The 17,656-nt window shown below is 41.9% G+C and carries 16 protein-coding genes and 1 riboswitch; of the genes, 3 read left to right on the top strand and 13 right to left on the bottom strand.

Annotated features, from left to right (window positions below):
* Window positions 1-2 precede the first annotated feature (2 nt).
* The 4 genes from IEW82_RS09495 to IEW82_RS09480 form a co-directional block, all read right to left on the bottom strand.
* The gene (locus IEW82_RS09495; RefSeq protein WP_188692872.1) at window positions 3-1,280 is read right to left on the bottom strand and encodes a dihydrolipoamide acetyltransferase family protein; all 1,278 of its coding nucleotides are present in this window, start codon (window positions 1,278-1,280) and stop codon (window positions 3-5) included.
* 141 nt (window positions 1,281-1,421) lie between these two features.
* Window positions 1,422-2,399 (bottom strand): alpha-ketoacid dehydrogenase subunit beta, encoded by a 978-nt coding sequence (locus tag IEW82_RS09490; RefSeq protein ID WP_188692868.1) that lies wholly within the window; start codon window positions 2,397-2,399, stop codon window positions 1,422-1,424.
* 3 nt (window positions 2,400-2,402) lie between these two features.
* Window positions 2,403-3,488 carry a pyruvate dehydrogenase (acetyl-transferring) E1 component subunit alpha gene (gene pdhA / locus IEW82_RS09485; protein ID WP_229672502.1) on the bottom strand — a complete coding sequence of 362 codons (1,086 nt, stop codon included), beginning with the start codon at window positions 3,486-3,488 and terminating at the stop codon, window positions 2,403-2,405.
* 432 nt (window positions 3,489-3,920) lie between these two features.
* A complete protein-coding gene (locus IEW82_RS09480) occupies window positions 3,921-4,583 on the bottom strand; it encodes a YkyA family protein (protein ID WP_188692863.1) in 663 nt (220 codons plus the stop codon).
* A 200-nt stretch (window positions 4,584-4,783) separates the two neighbouring features.
* On the opposite strand from IEW82_RS09480, the gene def reads away from it, so the two are divergent.
* The gene (def, locus tag IEW82_RS09475) at window positions 4,784-5,335 is read left to right on the top strand and encodes a peptide deformylase (RefSeq protein WP_188692858.1); all 552 of its coding nucleotides are present in this window, start codon (window positions 4,784-4,786) and stop codon (window positions 5,333-5,335) included.
* Between the two features lie 8 nt (window positions 5,336-5,343).
* Here the strand turns inward: def and IEW82_RS09470 are convergent, their stop codons facing one another.
* Entirely contained in the window at window positions 5,344-6,120 is a 777-nt protein-coding gene (locus IEW82_RS09470; protein WP_229672500.1) for a Cof-type HAD-IIB family hydrolase, read from the bottom strand.
* A gap of 498 nt (window positions 6,121-6,618) precedes the next feature.
* Here IEW82_RS09470 and IEW82_RS09465 point away from each other — a divergent pair, with 498 nt between their 5' ends.
* Both IEW82_RS09465 and rnjA read left to right on the top strand, forming a co-directional pair.
* Window positions 6,619-6,828: a DNA-dependent RNA polymerase subunit epsilon gene (locus IEW82_RS09465; protein WP_188692856.1), complete on the top strand. Its 210-nt coding sequence runs from the start codon at window positions 6,619-6,621 to the stop codon at window positions 6,826-6,828.
* Between the two features lies 1 nt (window position 6,829).
* Window positions 6,830-8,503 (top strand): ribonuclease J1, encoded by a 1,674-nt coding sequence (gene rnjA / locus IEW82_RS09460; RefSeq protein ID WP_188692853.1) that lies wholly within the window; start codon window positions 6,830-6,832, stop codon window positions 8,501-8,503.
* A 62-nt stretch (window positions 8,504-8,565) separates the two neighbouring features.
* On the opposite strand, the gene IEW82_RS09455 is transcribed toward rnjA, so the two are convergent.
* The 8 genes from IEW82_RS09455 to IEW82_RS09420 form a co-directional block, all read right to left on the bottom strand.
* On the bottom strand, window positions 8,566-9,228 hold the full coding sequence (locus tag IEW82_RS09455; protein WP_188692849.1) for a potassium channel family protein: 663 nt from the start codon (window positions 9,226-9,228) through the stop codon (window positions 8,566-8,568).
* 43 nt (window positions 9,229-9,271) lie between these two features.
* Window positions 9,272-10,291: a cytochrome d ubiquinol oxidase subunit II gene (locus IEW82_RS09450; RefSeq protein ID WP_188692846.1), complete on the bottom strand. Its 1,020-nt coding sequence runs from the start codon at window positions 10,289-10,291 to the stop codon at window positions 9,272-9,274.
* 128 nt (window positions 10,292-10,419) lie between these two features.
* On the bottom strand, window positions 10,420-11,010 hold the full coding sequence (locus tag IEW82_RS09445) for an ECF transporter S component (protein ID WP_229672507.1): 591 nt from the start codon (window positions 11,008-11,010) through the stop codon (window positions 10,420-10,422).
* A 74-nt stretch (window positions 11,011-11,084) separates the two neighbouring features.
* A complete protein-coding gene (locus IEW82_RS09440; protein WP_188692842.1) occupies window positions 11,085-12,731 on the bottom strand; it encodes an ABC transporter ATP-binding protein in 1,647 nt (548 codons plus the stop codon).
* Window positions 12,704-13,591: an energy-coupling factor transporter transmembrane component T gene (locus tag IEW82_RS09435; protein WP_188692839.1), complete on the bottom strand. Its 888-nt coding sequence runs from the start codon at window positions 13,589-13,591 to the stop codon at window positions 12,704-12,706. Before IEW82_RS09435 ends, IEW82_RS09440 begins: the two co-directional genes overlap by 28 nt.
* Before the next feature lie 5 nt (window positions 13,592-13,596).
* Window positions 13,597-14,385, bottom strand: coding sequence for a DUF4430 domain-containing protein (locus IEW82_RS09430; protein ID WP_188692837.1), 789 nt, complete (start codon window positions 14,383-14,385; stop codon window positions 13,597-13,599).
* Between the two features lie 12 nt (window positions 14,386-14,397).
* Window positions 14,398-14,970: a class D sortase, LPxTATN-specific gene (gene srtD, locus IEW82_RS09425; RefSeq protein ID WP_188692835.1), complete on the bottom strand. Its 573-nt coding sequence runs from the start codon at window positions 14,968-14,970 to the stop codon at window positions 14,398-14,400.
* Window positions 14,967-16,919 carry a DUF4430 domain-containing protein gene (locus IEW82_RS09420; protein ID WP_188692833.1) on the bottom strand — a complete coding sequence of 651 codons (1,953 nt, stop codon included), beginning with the start codon at window positions 16,917-16,919 and terminating at the stop codon, window positions 14,967-14,969. Before IEW82_RS09420 ends, srtD begins: the two co-directional genes overlap by 4 nt.
* Window positions 16,920-17,305: 386 nt before the next feature.
* Window positions 17,306-17,497: riboswitch (cobalamin riboswitch) on the bottom strand.
* Between the last annotated feature and the right edge of the window lie 159 nt (window positions 17,498-17,656).

The raw sequence follows: 17,656 nt of genomic DNA, 5'->3' as shown, positions 1-17,656 counted from the left end.
ATCTACCCCTCCATAATTAAGCGTTGTGGATCATTTAACAGACGCTTGATTTTATTTAATGCATTTTGGGCTGTTGCGCCATCGATGAGACGGTGGTCAAAGCTCAAAGAAAGTGCAAGAACTGGTGCAGCAACAACTTCTCCATCACGAACGATTGCTTTTTCTGCAATACGTCCGATTCCTAAGATTGCAACTTCTGGGTGATTAATGACTGGAGTGAACCATTGTCCACCAGCGGAGCCAATATTTGTGATCGTGCATGTGCCGCCCGACATATCAGCCGGTGCTAATTTACCTTCTCTTGCCTTTGTAGCGTAATCAGCAATTTCTTTTGCCATTTGATACATGGATTTGCGGTCGGCGTCCTTAATAACAGGGACAACAAGGCCATTATCGGTATCTGTCGCAATGCCAATGTTGTAATAATGCTTATAGACGATTTCTTGATTTTCATCATCAATAGAAGCATTTAATGTTGGATATTCGCGTAAGGTAGAAACAAGAGCCTTAACAACGTAAGGGAGATAAGTCAGCTTATAGCCTTGATCAGCAGCTTCCTGCTTAAAGGCTTTACGATGCGCCACCATTTTTGTCACATCTACTTCATCCATGAGTGTCACATGAGGAGCAGTATGCTTGGAATGCACCATCGCTTGGGAAATCGCCTTACGGATGCCTCGGATTTTTTCGCGGGTTTCGCCACCTGCTGGTGCTTGTGGTGCTGCTTGAGTGCTCGTGCTTGTTGTTTCTTCAGCTTGTGCCTGAGCAGTCTCTGTTTCTTGAGGTGCAGATGTTGCTCCTCCAGATAAGAAGTTATCGATATCCGCTTTTAAAATTCTACCGTTTTTACCGCTGCCTTCAACTTCACCAATATTCACGCTGTTTTCCCGTGCATATTTACGAACAGATGGCATGGCAATGACGCGTTTACCTGTCGCATCACTAGTTGCTTCAGCCTTGCTTTCTTGTTTGGCATCTTGTTGTTCCTGCTTAGGCTCTTCTTTAGTGTCGGCAGCTTCTTCTTCACCTTCATCTTCATAGCCTTCCGCGTCGATGGTAACGAGGACGTCACCAACCACTGCAGTATCCCCTTCATTGACGCGTAACTCTTTGACTGTGCCATCAACAGGAGAAGGAATTTCTACAACAGCTTTAACATTTTGTACTTCAGCAAGCACATCATCTTCTTTGACTTCATCGCCCGGCTTAACAAACCATTTAACGATTTCGCCTTCATGAATACCTTCACCTATGTCAGGTAATTTGAACTGAAAGGCCATTGTCCTGTCAGCCTCCTTTTAACAAATTTATACAGACTTTTTCACGAAAAATGCTCAAAAGGACGCAAGGATGATTCGTCTTGTAACATCAGTCATACGCCTTTAGTCCTTCTTTTTGAACACAACTAAATCCTACGGGAATTAGAAATTAACAATTTCTTTTACTTTTTCAACAATATCTTTATCATTTGGTAACCAAACTTCTTCAGCAGCAGCATAAGGGAAGACCGTATCTGGTGCAGTCACACGACCCACTGGTGCTTCAAGATCAAGAATGGCACGGTCATTGATTTCAGCAACAACAGTTGCTGCGATACCCGCTTGTTTTTGTGCTTCTTGTACAACGACGGCACGGTTGGTTTTCTTGATGGATTCGACAATGGTATCTACATCAATTGGGCTCACCGTCCGAAGATCAATGACTTCGGCGTTGATGCCTTCTTCAGCAAGCTTATCTGCTGCCTTTAATGATGTTTGCACCATCGCACCATAAGTAATAATAGTAACATCTGTACCTTCGCGCACAATGTTGGCCTTACCGATTTCAACCGTGTATTCTCCTTCTGGCACTTCATCGCGGAAAGAGAAGTAAAGCTTCATGTGCTCTAAGAAAATAACAGGATCATTATCCTTAATAGCAGAAATTAAAAGTCCTTTTGCATCATATGGATTAGATGGAATAACCACTTTTAGTCCTGGAGATTGTGCAAACAAGCCTTCAAGACTATCTGCATGAAGCTCTGGAGTTTTAACGCCGCCACCAAATGGGGAACGCACAACAACAGGGGCACCATGCTTGCCACCAGAACGGTAGCGGAGGCGTGCGATTTGTGAAACGACAGCATCCATCGCTTCAAAAACAAAGCCAAAAAATTGAATTTCCATTACTGGGCGAAAACCATTAAGAGTCAACCCTAATGCTAATCCACCAATACCAGATTCAGCGAGTGGGGTATCAAAGACACGTTCTTCACCAAATTCAGCTTGTAAGCCTTCTGTTACACGGTAAACACCACCGTTTTGGCCAACGTCTTCCCCAAAAATAACGACATTGTCATCATTTTTAAGCTGTGTGCGTAATGCATCTGTGATCGCTTGAGCCATCGTCATTTGCGCCATGGTTTACTTCGACTCCTTCTCACGATATTCTTCCAGTTGTTCGCGAAGATTGTTTGGAAGCTGTTCGTTCATAATGTTAATGAGATCAGTAACCTTTTGTTTTGGTGTTTGATCGGCCTCTTTAATCGCTGCCTTAATGTCTTCCTTCGCTTGTTCAACTGTTTTTTCTTCTTCATCTTTGGACCAAAGGTTTTTACCCTCTAGGTATTTACGGAAACGGATGAGTGGATCTTTAAGCTCCCATTCGTTATCCAATTCCTCGGTACGATAACGTGTTGGATCGTCTCCAGCCATTGTGTGTGGACCATAACGATAAGTTAAGGTTTCAATTAATGTTGGGCCTTCGCCAGCAACAGCGTTTTCACGAGCAGTTTTCGTTGCCGCATAGACAGCCAATGGATCCATGCCATCAACTTGAATACCGTTAATACCAGCAGCAATCGCTTTTTGTGCCAATGTTTTTGCTTTGGTTTGTTTTTCTACTGGTACAGAAATCGCAAAGTGGTTATTCTGAGAAATAAATACCGCAGGAACATTGTATGCCCCAGCATAGTTAATCCCTTCATAAAAATCCCCTTGAGAAGTCGCACCATCACCAAAATAAGTTAAGGCGATGTTTTTCTTCCCGCGTTTTTTCAAGCCAAGTGCTACACCTGCTGCCTGCGTACATTGAGCAGCAATAATGATTTGTGGCATGAGCGCATGCACATCATCTGGAATTTGGCCACCAACAAAATGGCCGCGTGAATAAAGGAAAGCCTTTGTTAATGGTAAACCATGGAAGACCAATTGTGGAATATCACGATAAGATGGCAACAACCAATCTTCCTTTTCTAATGCGAACTGACTTGCAAGCATAGAAGCTTCCTGACCGGCTACAGGCGCATAGAAACCAAGACGTCCTTGGCGGTTGAGAGAAATAGCACGTTGGTCCCATATACGTGTATAGACCATGCGTCTCATAAGTTCTGTTAACTGTTCATCAGAAAGGTCTGGTACTGCATCCTTATTGACAATTTCTCCGTCAGTATTGAGAACCTGTAAGGTTTCAAACTGTTTTTCAACGTCGCTATAATTAATCGTTGACAAACCTTTCACCTCTTCCTTCCAATATTAAAAAATGTGTTTTTTGACAGATTGTAAGCAGTTTTGCCTATTCTTTGGTTTTCCCTATTTACTCGGCAAACATAACATTTGAAGCCAAACGGTTATGTAAATGTTTAACCCCAATCTGTTGTAATAAATAATGTAAAAATAACTAATACAACTCAACCACTAATTAGTTTATATTAATTGCTTAAAATAAGTCAATAATAAGGGCTCTATAAAATAAAAAAACTATCTGTTATATTAAGAAAGCCCAAACTGTACTATATCTGTACTACTCGTCAACCAGCAACTTATATATAACACAAGAGCTTTTCGACCGAATTCTTTTGATTACGCTTACCTTCTAAACCTGCAAAAAAAAGCGTATGATTTATTGATCAACGATTAACCCATACGCCTTTTTTCTTCATTTCATTGTCCATCTGCCATGCCAATAATTTTATAAAACACTTGCTTTTCATCATTAAATGTTTCTGTGTATGTATTAAACGCTTTTTTATTTTCTTCAATCTTCTGATAGGTTTGATTCACGGTTTGTAGCTGCTTTTGCAAGTCCTCTGTTTTAACATTTTTATCCTTTAAAAGGGTAAAAAGTTTTTTATCCGCAGTTATTGAGCTTTGATAAGATTTATATAAGCTTTGGAATGCCGTATAGCGTTTCTTCATATTATCAATAAGCTGCTGGACAGACTTAGCTGCCTTCTCCTTCTTAATCTCCTTCATATAAGGCACTGCTTTTTTAAAGGTTTTATACGCGGATGTTAAGCTTTTATTTTCATCATCGATCATTTTCTGTCGTTTATCTAAGGAGCTTAATGCTTCATCACTATAACTCTTGATTTTTTTGGCGTCCTTTGTATCAAGAGCCATGATTTTATTATAAAGCGATTGTTCCTTTTTCTCTTCTTTTAATAAAGGCTTTTGTTCTTTATTAAAGCCTTCTTCTTCCTTTGCCGCCTTTTCTAAATAATTGAAGGCTTGTTTATCGGGCTTTCTATCATTACATCCGGATAATAGTATGGCAAATCCAACAATGCAGGCCAACCAAATGTAGGGCTTTAAAATACTGGTCAACGCGTTCCCTCCTTTTTTAAACTTAAATCGATATATATGATATCAAATCGCTCATTAAAAATATAGAAGTGCCTCCTCATGCTGGCATGTGCCTTGTCCCTGCGCTTGATTGTCTCAAAGCATATGGTAAACTTAAGCTAGCTTAACACATCGATTATTTCATGTGTTGTGTATTTATGTATCTAGGGAGTGTTAATAGTATGATCACCATGGATGATATTATAAGAGAGGGAAATCCAATCCTTAGAGAGGTAGCGGATGAAGTCCCTCTACCACCAAGTGAAGAAGATAGAGCAACCTTAAAAAAAATGCTTGAATTTCTCATAAATAGTCAGGATGAAGAGATCGCCAGTAAATACAATTTAAGGGCAGGCATCGGTCTTGCCGCTCCACAAATCGGTCTTAAAAAACGGATGATCGCCCTTTATCTTACGGATGAAAAAGACCAGCTCCATGAATATGCCTTATTCAATCCAAGGATCATCAGTCATTCTGTCGAAGAGACCTATCTTGAAGGCGGTGAAGGCTGCTTATCTGTAGATCGTGAGGTTCCAGGCTATGTCCCTCGCTACTCAAGGGTAAAGGTGAAGGCAGTAGATATCAATAACAAAGAAGTCACTCTTAAATTAAGAGGACTTCCTGCCATTGCCATTCAACACGAAATTGATCATCTTAATGGTGTGATGTTTTATGATCGTATTAATACAGAAGACCCTTTTAAAATTCCTGATGGGGCAACCCTTCTAGACTAACATCTTACCTACATTAGGCCTAAGTATTTCAAGCCGTTCATAATACCATCCTCATCTGAGGAGTCGGTGATGTGATCGGCTGCTTTTTTAGCCTTTATATGGCCATTGCCCATTGCAATCCCTTGTCCAACAAATGTCAGCATCTGAATATCGTTTAACCCGTCGCCAAAGGCAGCGGTCTCCTCTCGCTTAATCCCCAGATATTCAATAAGCTTTTTAATGCCCTCAGCCTTTGAACCGCCCTTCGGCAAGATATCCAATGAATATTCATGCCATTGAATACTATCAAAACTGACGAGCTTACTTAAATAGCTCTCCGCTTCTCCCGGCTTTGAAAACAATAATCCCTGATAAATCGGGTGCGTTTTATAATAATCAGGAGCATATTGAGGAGCTTTTTCTTTGAGTGAGGCAAAGCCTTCTTTAATAAAAGGATGCGTTGCATTTTCAGCCCCCATGCCTTCATGCGATAAGAAAACGAGTGGATGTTCATGTTGGTCTGCGATTTTCTTTAATTGCACTAAGTTTTGAAGAGCGATTGGATTTTTATAAACCTCTTTGCCCTCGTGAACAACGTATTGTCCGTTAAAACTCACAAAAGTGTTTATCCCCAGTTCCTGTCTTATCCATTCAAACATAAAAGGTGCGCGCCCTGTAGCAATGGCGGGTGTCACTCCTTTTTGCCGTAAAATTCGAATGGCCTCTCGTGTGCTCTCAGGGATCTTTTTATGACTATTTAATATGGTGCCATCAAGGTCAAAGAATATGATGCTTGGTTTCCCCACTAGAATCTCCTCCTTCTAGATGTTATGAACTGACGCACTTTCGTCAATAATAAAGTTGGATTGTTACATGAAACTAAAAAAAATGAACAAAATATAAAATGTGGCCCAGTTTTTGTCATGGTTTCCTTCATTCCAATGTGTGATGTCAAGTAATAAAAAGGAGGAAGGAACATGTTAAAAAGAACACGTAAAAAATGGGTGCAAAGAGTAAAAGACCTTTTAGCCAAAAGAGGTCTTGTACAAATCTAATGAAAGTGTGATGCTCATTTTCCTGAGCATCACACTTTCCCCATCCCATTATACTATCAGTGATAGTAAGGAATGGCAAAGGTTTTTAATCCTTTATTTCACTTAATAATAAAAAGAAAAATAAGAAAAGATGAAAACGGAAGCCATTTCCTTTATAATAAAAATAGACTTTCTAATCAAGTTAAAACACCCCACGGCCGCCATGGGGGTGACCATATATTTATTACAGGCATAAAGGAGAGGTTCTAATTGATTTTTAAAGTGTATTATCAAGATTCTAAAGAGCAAGTTCCAGTAAGGGAAAATACACAGTCTCTTTATATTGAAAGTGAAAATGAAGAAGAAGTGCGTAAGAAGCTGAAGGATCGTGACATCAATATCGAATATATCACCAAGCTTGAAGGCGCGATTCTTGATTATGAAAAGCAATCCGAACATTTTAAATTGGAGTCTATTTAATATGAAGTTTGTTAAAAACCATCAAACCGCAGTATTTAGTCTAGGTGGCTTAGGTGAAATCGGTAAAAATACATATGCAGTTCAATTCCAAGATGAAATCATTGTCATTGATGCAGGGATAAAATTCCCAGAAGATGAACTGTTAGGTATCGATTATGTCATTCCGGATTACACCTATCTCGTTAAAAACGCTGATAAAGTAAAAGGGCTCTTCATCACACATGGTCATGAGGATCATATCGGTGGTGTCCCTTATCTACTAAGAGAGCTAAACGTCCCTATTTTTGGTGGACAACTTTCCATTGCTCTCATTCGCAATAAACTTGAGGAGCACGGTCTCCTCCGTCAAGCCAAATTAAATATCATCGGTGAAGATGATGTCATCAAGTTTAATAAAACATCAGTCTCCTTCTTTCGCACGACGCACAGCATTCCAGAATCCTTTGGGATTGTTGTCAAAACGCCGCAAGGCAACATTGTGCAAACGGGCGATTTCAAGTTTGACTTTACCCCCGTTGGTGAAGCGGCCAACTTAACAAAAATGGCCGAAATTGGTAAGGAAGGTGTGCTTTGCCTGCTTTCTGATAGTACAAATAGTGAAGTGCCCCATTTTACAATGTCTGAACGCCAAGTGGGCAATAACATCACGGATATTTTCAGAAAGGTTCCGGGACGGATTATTTTTGCCACCTTCGCTTCAAATATTCACCGCCTGCAACAGGTTGTCAATGCGGCAGTAAAAACCGGGCGCAAAATTGCGGTTTTCGGGCGCAGCATGGAAGCTTCAATTACGATTGGACAAGAACTTGGATATATCACAGCACCAAAAGATACCTTTATCGACCATCAACAGCTCAATCGATTGCCCGAAGATGAAATCACGATTTTATGCACAGGTAGCCAGGGTGAGCCAATGGCCGCGTTATCACGAATTGCCAACGGCACACATCGTCAGATCCAAATCATCCCTGGTGATACTGTAGTCTTTTCATCCTCACCTATCCCAGGCAACACAGTGAGTGTGAATCGAACGATTAATCAGCTTTATCGTGCTGGCGCCGAAGTCATTCATGGACCTTTAAACAATATTCACACATCTGGACACGGCGGACAACAAGAGCAAAAGCTGATGCTTCGCCTCATGAAACCAAAGTTTTTCATGCCTATCCATGGTGAATTTCGGATGCTGAAAAAACACGTCGAATCGGCCCATGATTGTGGGGTTCCTTATGAAAATTCCTTTATCATGGATATTGGTGACGTGCTAGCCTTAGATGAAAATAGCGCTCAAGTCGTTGGCAAGATTCCGTCTGGTAACGTTTATGTTGATGGCAGCGGCATTGGTGACATTGGCAACATCGTTCTAAGAGACCGCCGTATCCTCTCTGAAGAGGGACTTGTCATCGTTGTGGTGAGCATTAATATGAAAGAGCATAAAGTGCTGGCTGGTCCTGATATCATTTCTCGTGGATTTGTCTACATGCGTGAATCGGGCGACCTCATTAATGATGCTCAAGACATGTTGAAAACTCATCTTCAAACCGTTATGGAGAGAAAAACCAGTCAATGGTCTGAAATCAAAAATGAAATCACCGACACCCTAGCGCCATTTTTATATGAAAAAACGCGACGGAAGCCGATGATTTTACCAATCATCATGGAAGTCGATCAATAATCCTTTAACTATATGGTGTTGAAGGCAAAATAAAAATAAACCCACCCTCGGCCGGGGTGGGTTTATTCGTCTAGCATTTGCTGTTTAAAACGGTCGATGTCGACATCCGCTCCGATGATAATAAGGACATCTCCCTTATAGAGGACTTGATCGGCACGCGGAGAAACATTGATATGGCCCTCTTTTTTTATCGCTACAATATTAACACCAAAGTTAGCACGGACATCCAAATCAATCAATGACTTGCCATCCATTTTATTGCCTGCAACCACTTCCAATATACTATGTTTGTCCGATAATTCGAGATAATCCAATACACTTGAAGACGTAATATTGTGGGCAATCCGCACGCCCATATCACGCTCAGGATGGATCACTTGATCCGCACCGATTTTTCTTAGCACTTTCTCATGGTATTCATTCTGGGCCTTCGCTGTCACCTTTTTGACCCCTAATTCCTTTAAAATGAGCGACGTTAAAATACTCGCTTGAATGTTATCACCAATGGCGACAATCACATGATCGAAGTTTCTGATTCCGAGACTTTTTAACACCGTTTCATCTGTCGAATCGGCAATGACCGCATGGGTCGCAATAGAGGTAAATTCATTCACGCGATCTTCATCAGCATCAATCGCTAACACCTCTGCCCCTTGTTCACTTAGTGTCCGACAAATGCTGCCTCCAAATCGACCAAGACCAATGACCGCAAATTGTTTTTTCACTTTCTTTTCCTCCTAGTCCATCACCATAATTTTACCATATCTTCTAGCTGTCACGCGAGAGGACTTGCTTCGACCATCCCTTCATTAAAAAGAGCCTAAAGGATAATAGACATATAGGAATAATCAACGAGACAAGGACAATCAAGAGATCGAAAAGCCCATTGAGAATTGCGCGATGAAATACTGCGGGTTCTAACATTAAATCCGGATAAACAATATAAGGGAGGTGAGAAATCCCATAGCCAAAAAACGCGCACAAAAACTGAAGAAGACCGAAAAAGAAGGCCGTCCTCGGCAGTCTATCTAAAAAAATCAGCGTAATCGCCACCATCAAACAAACAAGCGAGAGTAAAAATAACCAAGCCAACGATAATATGTTATTAAAGTGCTCGGGATTATGACTCTGAAGAGCAGCGAAGACCAGTGCGCTGGCCAAGACAGTAGGGACACTCCACAAAAGAACATATCCTTTTAGTGTTTCCACAGTCTTTCTCTGGCCTCGTTTATTGGCTAAATAGGATAGAAACAACAGACTAATGTAAATAACCGACACGATAGCCAGCAACACAACCGCCCAGAAGTAGAAGCTCGATACCAGATGTGAAAACATTAATGTCATTTCCCCGTGCCTGATCTGGATATAGCCACCTTCACTAATGGTTAATCCCGTGGCAAGCATCGCAGGAATACATAACCCAGAAATTGCATAAAACAATGAAAAGAAGGGATGTGTTTTCCCCATAAAATAGTAATAAGCATATAATCCGCTTCTTATAAGCATAAGTGCCAAAATCACTAAACTCGGTACTAAGAAGCCCCCTTCATAGATTGAAATCATATGCGGTAAAAAGCTCATGAGTCCCATAAAAAAGAAAAGAAAAATAATATTGGTCATTTCCCAAACGGGGGAAAGATAGCCTTTAATAATCGCTTTAACCCCTTTGCTTTTCCCTGTTAATTCACTATAACCATAAATAAAGCCAGCGCCGAAATCAATGGAGGCCACGATGAGATAACTGTATAAAAGCACCCACAAACAAATAACGATGAGCCAATCCGACATGCCTGCACCTCCTTTTGCACTTTCAGCAATACACATTCGATTTGTGACGTTTTTCACATATAGATCTTTTTTGTCATCCATTCTAATAATAAAGGAAAAACAGTGGATGTCAAAATGAAAGCAGAGAATCAATCAGCAAATAAGCCATATTTTCTTTTAAAGCGACTTAGAATGTTCATCCAGCTCCGACTAAATAGAAGCAAGAACACCACATTAGAAAGCGCGTGTGCAAGATCAAAGTAAAAGCTTAAGCTGTAATAAGCAAGCAGGCTCTTCCAGCTGATTGCGTTATTCAAAGCAAGTAATCCCCACACATTCATCAACCACCCAAAGCAAAAGCCTGCACCCAATCCAAAGACACATCTTCCCCACATCGTCTGCATCAGACGTGTGTTCCGAAGCCCACCTGCCGCTAAACCAATCAACCCCCAAGCAAGCATTTGCCATGGTGTCCACGGCCCTTGCCCAAGAATTAAATTGGATACTAAAGCCGCCATCGCCCCAACAACAAAACCGCTTTCAGCACCAAAGACCATGCCTGTCATGATAATCACGAATGTCGTTGGCTGAATACTAGGAAGGGCCGCAAAGGGAATTCGGCTTACCGCAGCAACTGCTGAAAGAACAGCAAGAAGTACAATCTCACGCCCAGTAATGCGTTTGCGCTCAAAGCGTATGATAAAAGGGATGATCATCATGATCAATACACAGACGCTCATCACTGATAGACTGACAGGAAAAAACCATTGCAAAAGGATTACCAATAAGATGACGCCACTGATTCCCAGCCATGTCAAGGGGTGTCGATCGCCCATGTCTGCTCTGCCTCCTCTAATGTCAAGACCTCAGCTACCTCTTCATTGCGCGTTAAACGATTGATAGCAGTCGTATAAAAGGCATTCCCTTTAAATAAGGTGTCAGGATCAGCAATAGCTGTCAGTTGTCCTTGAAACAGTATGCCACAGCGTGACGAAAGCCTTGCAGCAAACTCAATATCATGCGTTACAGTGATGATCGTGACACCCTCTTTATTGATCCTCTGAAAGAGGTGTAATAAGTGCTTTTTGGTCTCTGGATCTAACCCTTTTGTTGGTTCATCAATCAAAAGAAGCACTGGATTTTTTAATAAAAGACAAGCGAGTGCCAGCTTTTGCTGTTCACCACCACTAAGGTCATAGGGATGGTGCTCCTTCAATGGCGAGAGCTCAAAAACCTCAAGAAAATAGTCCATCCGTTCTTGTCTCTCTTCCTCTGCGCCTAAACTCGCTGCGTGTTCCATTTCCTTCATCACCGTTTCTTCAAGGAAAAAGAGCTTAGGATTTTGTGGGAGATAGCCGATCAATGTTGGATCAGGCTGCTTGACTCTTCTCCCTCTTATGAATACCCTGCCGCGCTGAGGATTTAACACTTGGGCCAAAACCTTCAATAATGTGGATTTACCAGAGCCATTGCCACCAACAATTGAAAAGCTTTCCCCTTCATAAACTGTAAAAGATAACTGATTTAATAGCTTTATTCCATTGCGTTCGTATTGAAAGTCAAGACTTGTCGCCTGCAATACTGGCGCCTTTTCTTTTACCTCCACCTTACGAGCGAGCGGCTTCTGTCTCACAGTTTGCTGCCGTAACCAACGCTTTCCTTCTTTTATCGTCAAAGGTAAGACCGATAATGCCGAGCGGGGAGAGAAGGTCAGAGCCAGTGCCGTAGCTGCCGGAAGATAAGCCTTAAATTGCTCTATTGACATCGCTTCAGCTAAAGCACGTGGAGACCCTTGCTGTCGCGCAGACCCCTGATCCATAAGGATCACGTGATCAGCTAAAGGCAAGACCTCTTCTAAGCGATGTTCAACCAAGAGAATCGTTAAACCAAGCTCTTCATTCATTTGTCTTAAGAAAGCAATAAATTGCTTAGCAGCTACTGGATCGAGTTGCGCCGTTGGTTCATCAAGCAAAAGCAGCTTTGGCTCCATTAATAGAACAGCTGCTAAATTAATCAATTGTTTTTGCCCACCCGATAGCTCATAAGTTTTGCGATTAAGCAGTCCCTCTAATCCAAAGTAATGCACCATTTCTGCAACTTTTTTTTGCATGATCGAGGTGGAATACTGGAGATTCTCCAGGCCAAAGACAAGCTCTTCCATCACATTATCCATAACGATTTGATTCTCCGGATCTTGAAAGACCATGCCGATATCTTGAGCAAGCGTATCAGCCGCGTAATCCGTCAATAAACGTCCTTTATAAAAAAACGTGCCAGTGCGTTCACCATGAGGAGCAACCTCTGTTTTCAATAGACGAAGCAAGGTGGATTTCCCGCTCCCCGATGCACCCATAATCACAACAAAATCCCCTTTATTGATGGTAAACGACAGCTGTTGCACAGCCCACTCTGTTTGTTCAGGATAACGAAAGCTTACTTCTCTGGCTTGTAAAAATGCCATAATAGCACCTCCCTTCCCTCAATGCCTAGAGGCAAGCCAACTAACCCAAGGGCAAACACATAAAATAGCCACTCTCTCCCATGCAATAGTGGGGTCTCAAGGATTGGCTGGACTGCCATCACTAAATCACCCAGCCAGCAGCCATAAAGGGATAGCGCTAAAAGCAGCAGGCTTATCATAAGGAAAACACTGTCCTTTTTCTTGAATGTATATGGAATATAGCGTGAACGCCTTCCCAATCCATACCCCCTAGCTTTCATCGAGTCTGCAGTTTGAACCGCTTCTTCCAATGACCAGGTCAATAAAATTTGCACAATCAACAACCCTGCCTTTGCTCTGTGATATAGTGACCCTCTTCGTGCAGAGGTCCCTTTGCTCGCTTGAACACTTTCAATTTCTACGATCCGCCGTCTGAGCAAGGGAACAAATCGCAGGGTGATCATGGTCAACAGTGCCCATCGAGGCAACACCCCAGCAAATAAGAATAAAAACTTCTCAGGGGTAATAATCACGTTATAAGAAAGGAATAAGAGCAGAAGAGAAGTCCAGGCCAATGCAGTGATTCCACCTTGAAAGATACTTTCAAGCATGATGGGATTCCCATGGAAATAAAAGAGGATATGGGTTCCCCGATGATTGGCAAAGGGATAAATAAAAAGGCAGCCAGCAAAAATCAGAACAAGCCCTAGCCACCATTGGCGAAGACCACGCCCTGAATCTTGTACACCATTCAAAACGAGCAAAATCAGCATCGCAGTCAGTAAAAATAGCGGCTGCTTAGCCAGCATGAGGACACTCATCGTACCAATATAATAAAAAAAACAAACGAGAGGATGAAAAGAAGAAAATCCTCGCTTCATCCTCATCACCCTCCATTGCGCTTATAATCTGTTGTGTATTTCCAGACAATCTGATCGCCTGGTTGTACAGTTGTCGCACCAACGCTATGCGTCAGTTCTTCTCCATTTTTTTCAACAAGCCAGCCACTGTTAGGACCATGATCAAATTCAAACTGATTAGCAATCCCTTCAACATAAGCGGTCGCTCCACTTCCCCGAACACTGATTGGAATACCTTTTGCTTTTAGCACGCGCTCCGCCATACTCAAACAAGTGTCTTTATCTTGTATAGTGACAGGCTGAGATGAAAGAATGGCCTTTCCTTGATAGCCAGTAATCGTCAGACGAGCAGTTGCTTCCTTATTTTCTTGAGGTGGTGAAGGAACACTTGTCTTTTTTGTTGATTTCTTTACAGCGGAGGTCGCTTTTTTCTCAACAGCCGATGCGTTCTTTTGCGCCCCCTGTTGCTCTGATGAATCCTTTGATCTTTTCTTTTTAGAAGGCTCTGGATGTGCTGACTTGGTCTTACTCTCTATCCTTTGCGCACTCTTTATATTAGTTGCCTGATCAGTCGCCTGCTTTTGAGCTTCGGAGGGCTTTTTTTCTTGCTCTGTTGGTTGCGTCTTTTGTTGCTTCGCTGCTTGATGTTGATCATGCGACGTATCTTGACCAGACTTAGAGGATTGCTCGATTTGTCCATGATCAAGCTTAGGCGTATTCAAAGGGGCTACTTGATCTTGAGCACACGCTGTTGCCAGCAAGCTCACCGTTATTACAACCAGCAGTCGCATCACATATTTTTTAATGAATTTCACGGGCGATAACTCCTAGTTTTTCTTACTTGGATACGCGTAAACAATATAACGCTTGGGCGCATTTCCAATATAATGAAAAGGATAACAAGTGGTTAAAACAAGCTCCTCTTTCGGTTTTGTCGAATGAATGATTGTCCTGTCATCCTGATCAACAATCTTCATATGATCAATCACATAGGTAAAATTGCCATAGGGAAGCTTAACAATAATCTTATCCTTCTTCTGTAATTCCCCAAAATGTCTAAAGACTGTATCTCTGTGGCCAGAGAAAACAATTTGATCCTGCTGCTTAGGAAGGGCCGAGGTTTTATAATGACCAACACCTTTTTTTAATTGATCCTCCGACGTCCCTTCAACAATTGGAAGATTCGCTTTTAAACGAGGGATCGATAAAATGCCAATGGTATCCCCTTTTTTGGGATTCCAATTCTTATATTGAACAGGATCCTCCTTCACTGTCGTCAACGCCTTAGCTGTTTTTAAAGTATGATGTTGCTCGGTCTTCCCTTGAACAAACTGCCAGGCTCCGTAGCCTATAAGAATGATACCTAAGGCCAGACATAAAAGTGCAAGCTTGCGAATCATGAGCGGACCCCCTTGTTTTTCTTTCTATTATACATGAGAAAAGCTAAACCACAGATAAGTAAAAGCGTCCCAATCAACAATGCATTCCCAATAGGCGTTGCAGTATCTGGCAAGCGCTGGGCAGCTCCTCGAGCTGTCTCCTTGGACTTTTCTCCATCAGCAGATGCTTTTGCTGCGTGTTGCGCGTCCTTAACATCTGGCCCCTGCTGTGATTTTACTGATGTTGCAGCCAATGTTTTCCCATCATTATTAAATTGGAAGGAAGTGTGTTTATCTTTTAAAAAGCTTTGATAGGAGACAAGTGCTAGTAAGGCTTGCGGTGTCGACAGACTATTGGCCTGCTTGTCTGTTAACAGATGCCGATACCCTCCACTTTCAGCTTGAAAGTCTAAAAGATGCGTAAGCAAGTTGGCCTGTCCCTTAGTAAAGGCCTTTCCTGCCGGATCAACCCCAACAGCAGTGAGCCCGATAATAGCTTGAGCCGTCGATTCACTCGAATCCCCACCGTTGATTTTACTTCCATATCCCCCATCTTTATTTTGCTGATTAGATAGATACGCTGTCGCTTTTGTAATAGCGGTTTTAACAGCTGCTTGATTTTTATAAGGCGCCAGAGCAGCTAAAGCCATCCCAGTTAGATCAACACTGCTTTCCTCACCTGTCAGTGCCCAACCTCCATCTTTATTTTGCTGAGAAATGATATCATTCAGAAGACGTTCACGTGACCATACAGCATCCTTAGGTACTTGATACTTTCCACTATCCAATGCCAATAAGCCATAAATCACACCATTATTCCCTTGGTTGGTCATCCGCTGACTCGCATAAATCCCCTTTACAAGATTAGTCCCTGCAAAATCTGTGGCATCTCCTCCTGCTGCACTGACACTCAGAACAAGCTTTTCATAATCCGTTACATTTCGAAAGCTTCCACCATTGTCTGTTAATGTTTTTGCCAGAGAATCAATAAACCTTTGTGGGAGTTCTTTATTAAGCAACCGATAAGCCATTGCTCCATAAAAATCAAAGCTATTATTCTGATTAATATAGCCTGTTGCTTGTGTAATGGCCCTCTCAAGCTGTTTGGATGACACGTCTGAATGCATTTGCGGTGAACCAGAACCTGTATCCTCATGACTGCTTGAACCAGAGTTAGAATCGGCTGCCGACTGGCCATCATTGCTGCCGTTATCAGAGATGACTTTAAATTGAATCGTATCATTAGGCTTCAGTCTATACGTTGATGCACCGGCATCAGTGGCGAATTGTCCATTTATGAAAAGCCCCCAATAGGATTGATCTGTACTATAATCAGGAACGATATGATCAATACCATTAATTGAAAAGCCCATGCCACTATAAAAAGAGACATCTAGGTTAACATTTTCAGCTTCAGTGACAGCCTTTAATAAGTCATATGCTGTTGCACCATCAACAAGTTGTTGATGAACGCTTTTGGAAATCATCGTTTTGCCTTTTTGGTCAGTGACTTTTAATGTGGCATCCACGGTTTGATCTGTACTATAGTCCGATGTGTAACGAAATAAGATATCATCTCCGTTATGTACAGCGGTATCAGCCATAGAGGCAGATAATCCAATCCCATTTTTATATATCAGCCACCCGCTGTTCTTCCCTTTATCTCCTTGAGCTAACCCCTTAATGCTAGTAACCATAGGCGAGCCATAAGAATTATCCTCTACAACGTTGAGAGACTTATTTTCTTGCATTAAAGCATTCAACACATCATTAATAGAGCTATCCTCCGGCACTTTAACCTGTGTCAACGCTTGTATGGGTTTATCACTATCTAATCCTATAATGGATAGAGATACAGTATCCTGAGAGACGCTTGCAGCTTGAGCATGATTTGCCCCCAAGCCAGTCCACTGCATTGCCATCAGAAGCACGATCAATAGTAATGGTAATATTTTTTTTATTCCGTTCATGTCAATCACTCCTTTCGTTCTTAACCCCACCATATATCTATGTACAATGAGCGCTTAAAGCCCCCACCCTCTGTATACGTCATGAAACCCGTCATCCAATACTTAGGGTGACATCATATTCTAATTGAGATGAAGAACTTTTTAGAAACTGGGCTTATTCTCCACCGCTTCGCTAAGTACGTCCTGATGTTCGTGCTTTCGCACTCACACGCTAAGGGTGTACCTGCACTCCTGATGTGATTTCTTGCAAATCACACATTAAGGTTGCACCGTACAAAAAAGCATCTCCTAACCTGAGATGCTGCGTACTGCTTGCAAAAATGGCTATGAATGACCCCGCTAGCCTCAAAATGCAAGCGTACACCACTCCCTATCCGCGTAGGTCTACTGAGGTGTCATAATAGGCAGGTCTCCTGGCTAATGGTCAACATGCAGCACATCCTTCCCATAAAAATACAGTGGCTCACGTGTGGGCACTCACACATTACAGTGGCGGGACCGCGTCGGAATTTAACCGGACTTCCCTTTTCATAGTATGTAAACACTGCTACACACTAACCTATTATACTATTTATAAAGTTATCTATTTAATAGTAATCGAACATATGATAAGAGTCAAAGCTTATTCACGAGCCGTTTGTGTCAAACTTTTCTCGGTACCCTATTCATCCCAGTATTTCTGGCACTCTAAATTTGTACGCTTTTCCAGCTACCGCGCGAATGTCTTCGCTTGGTTC

The sequence above is a fragment of the Pullulanibacillus camelliae genome, from assembly GCF_014642655.1.
Lineage (GTDB): Bacteria > Bacillota > Bacilli > Bacillales > Sporolactobacillaceae > Pullulanibacillus > Pullulanibacillus camelliae.
This window is presented reverse-complemented; position numbering and strand designations above follow the sequence as displayed.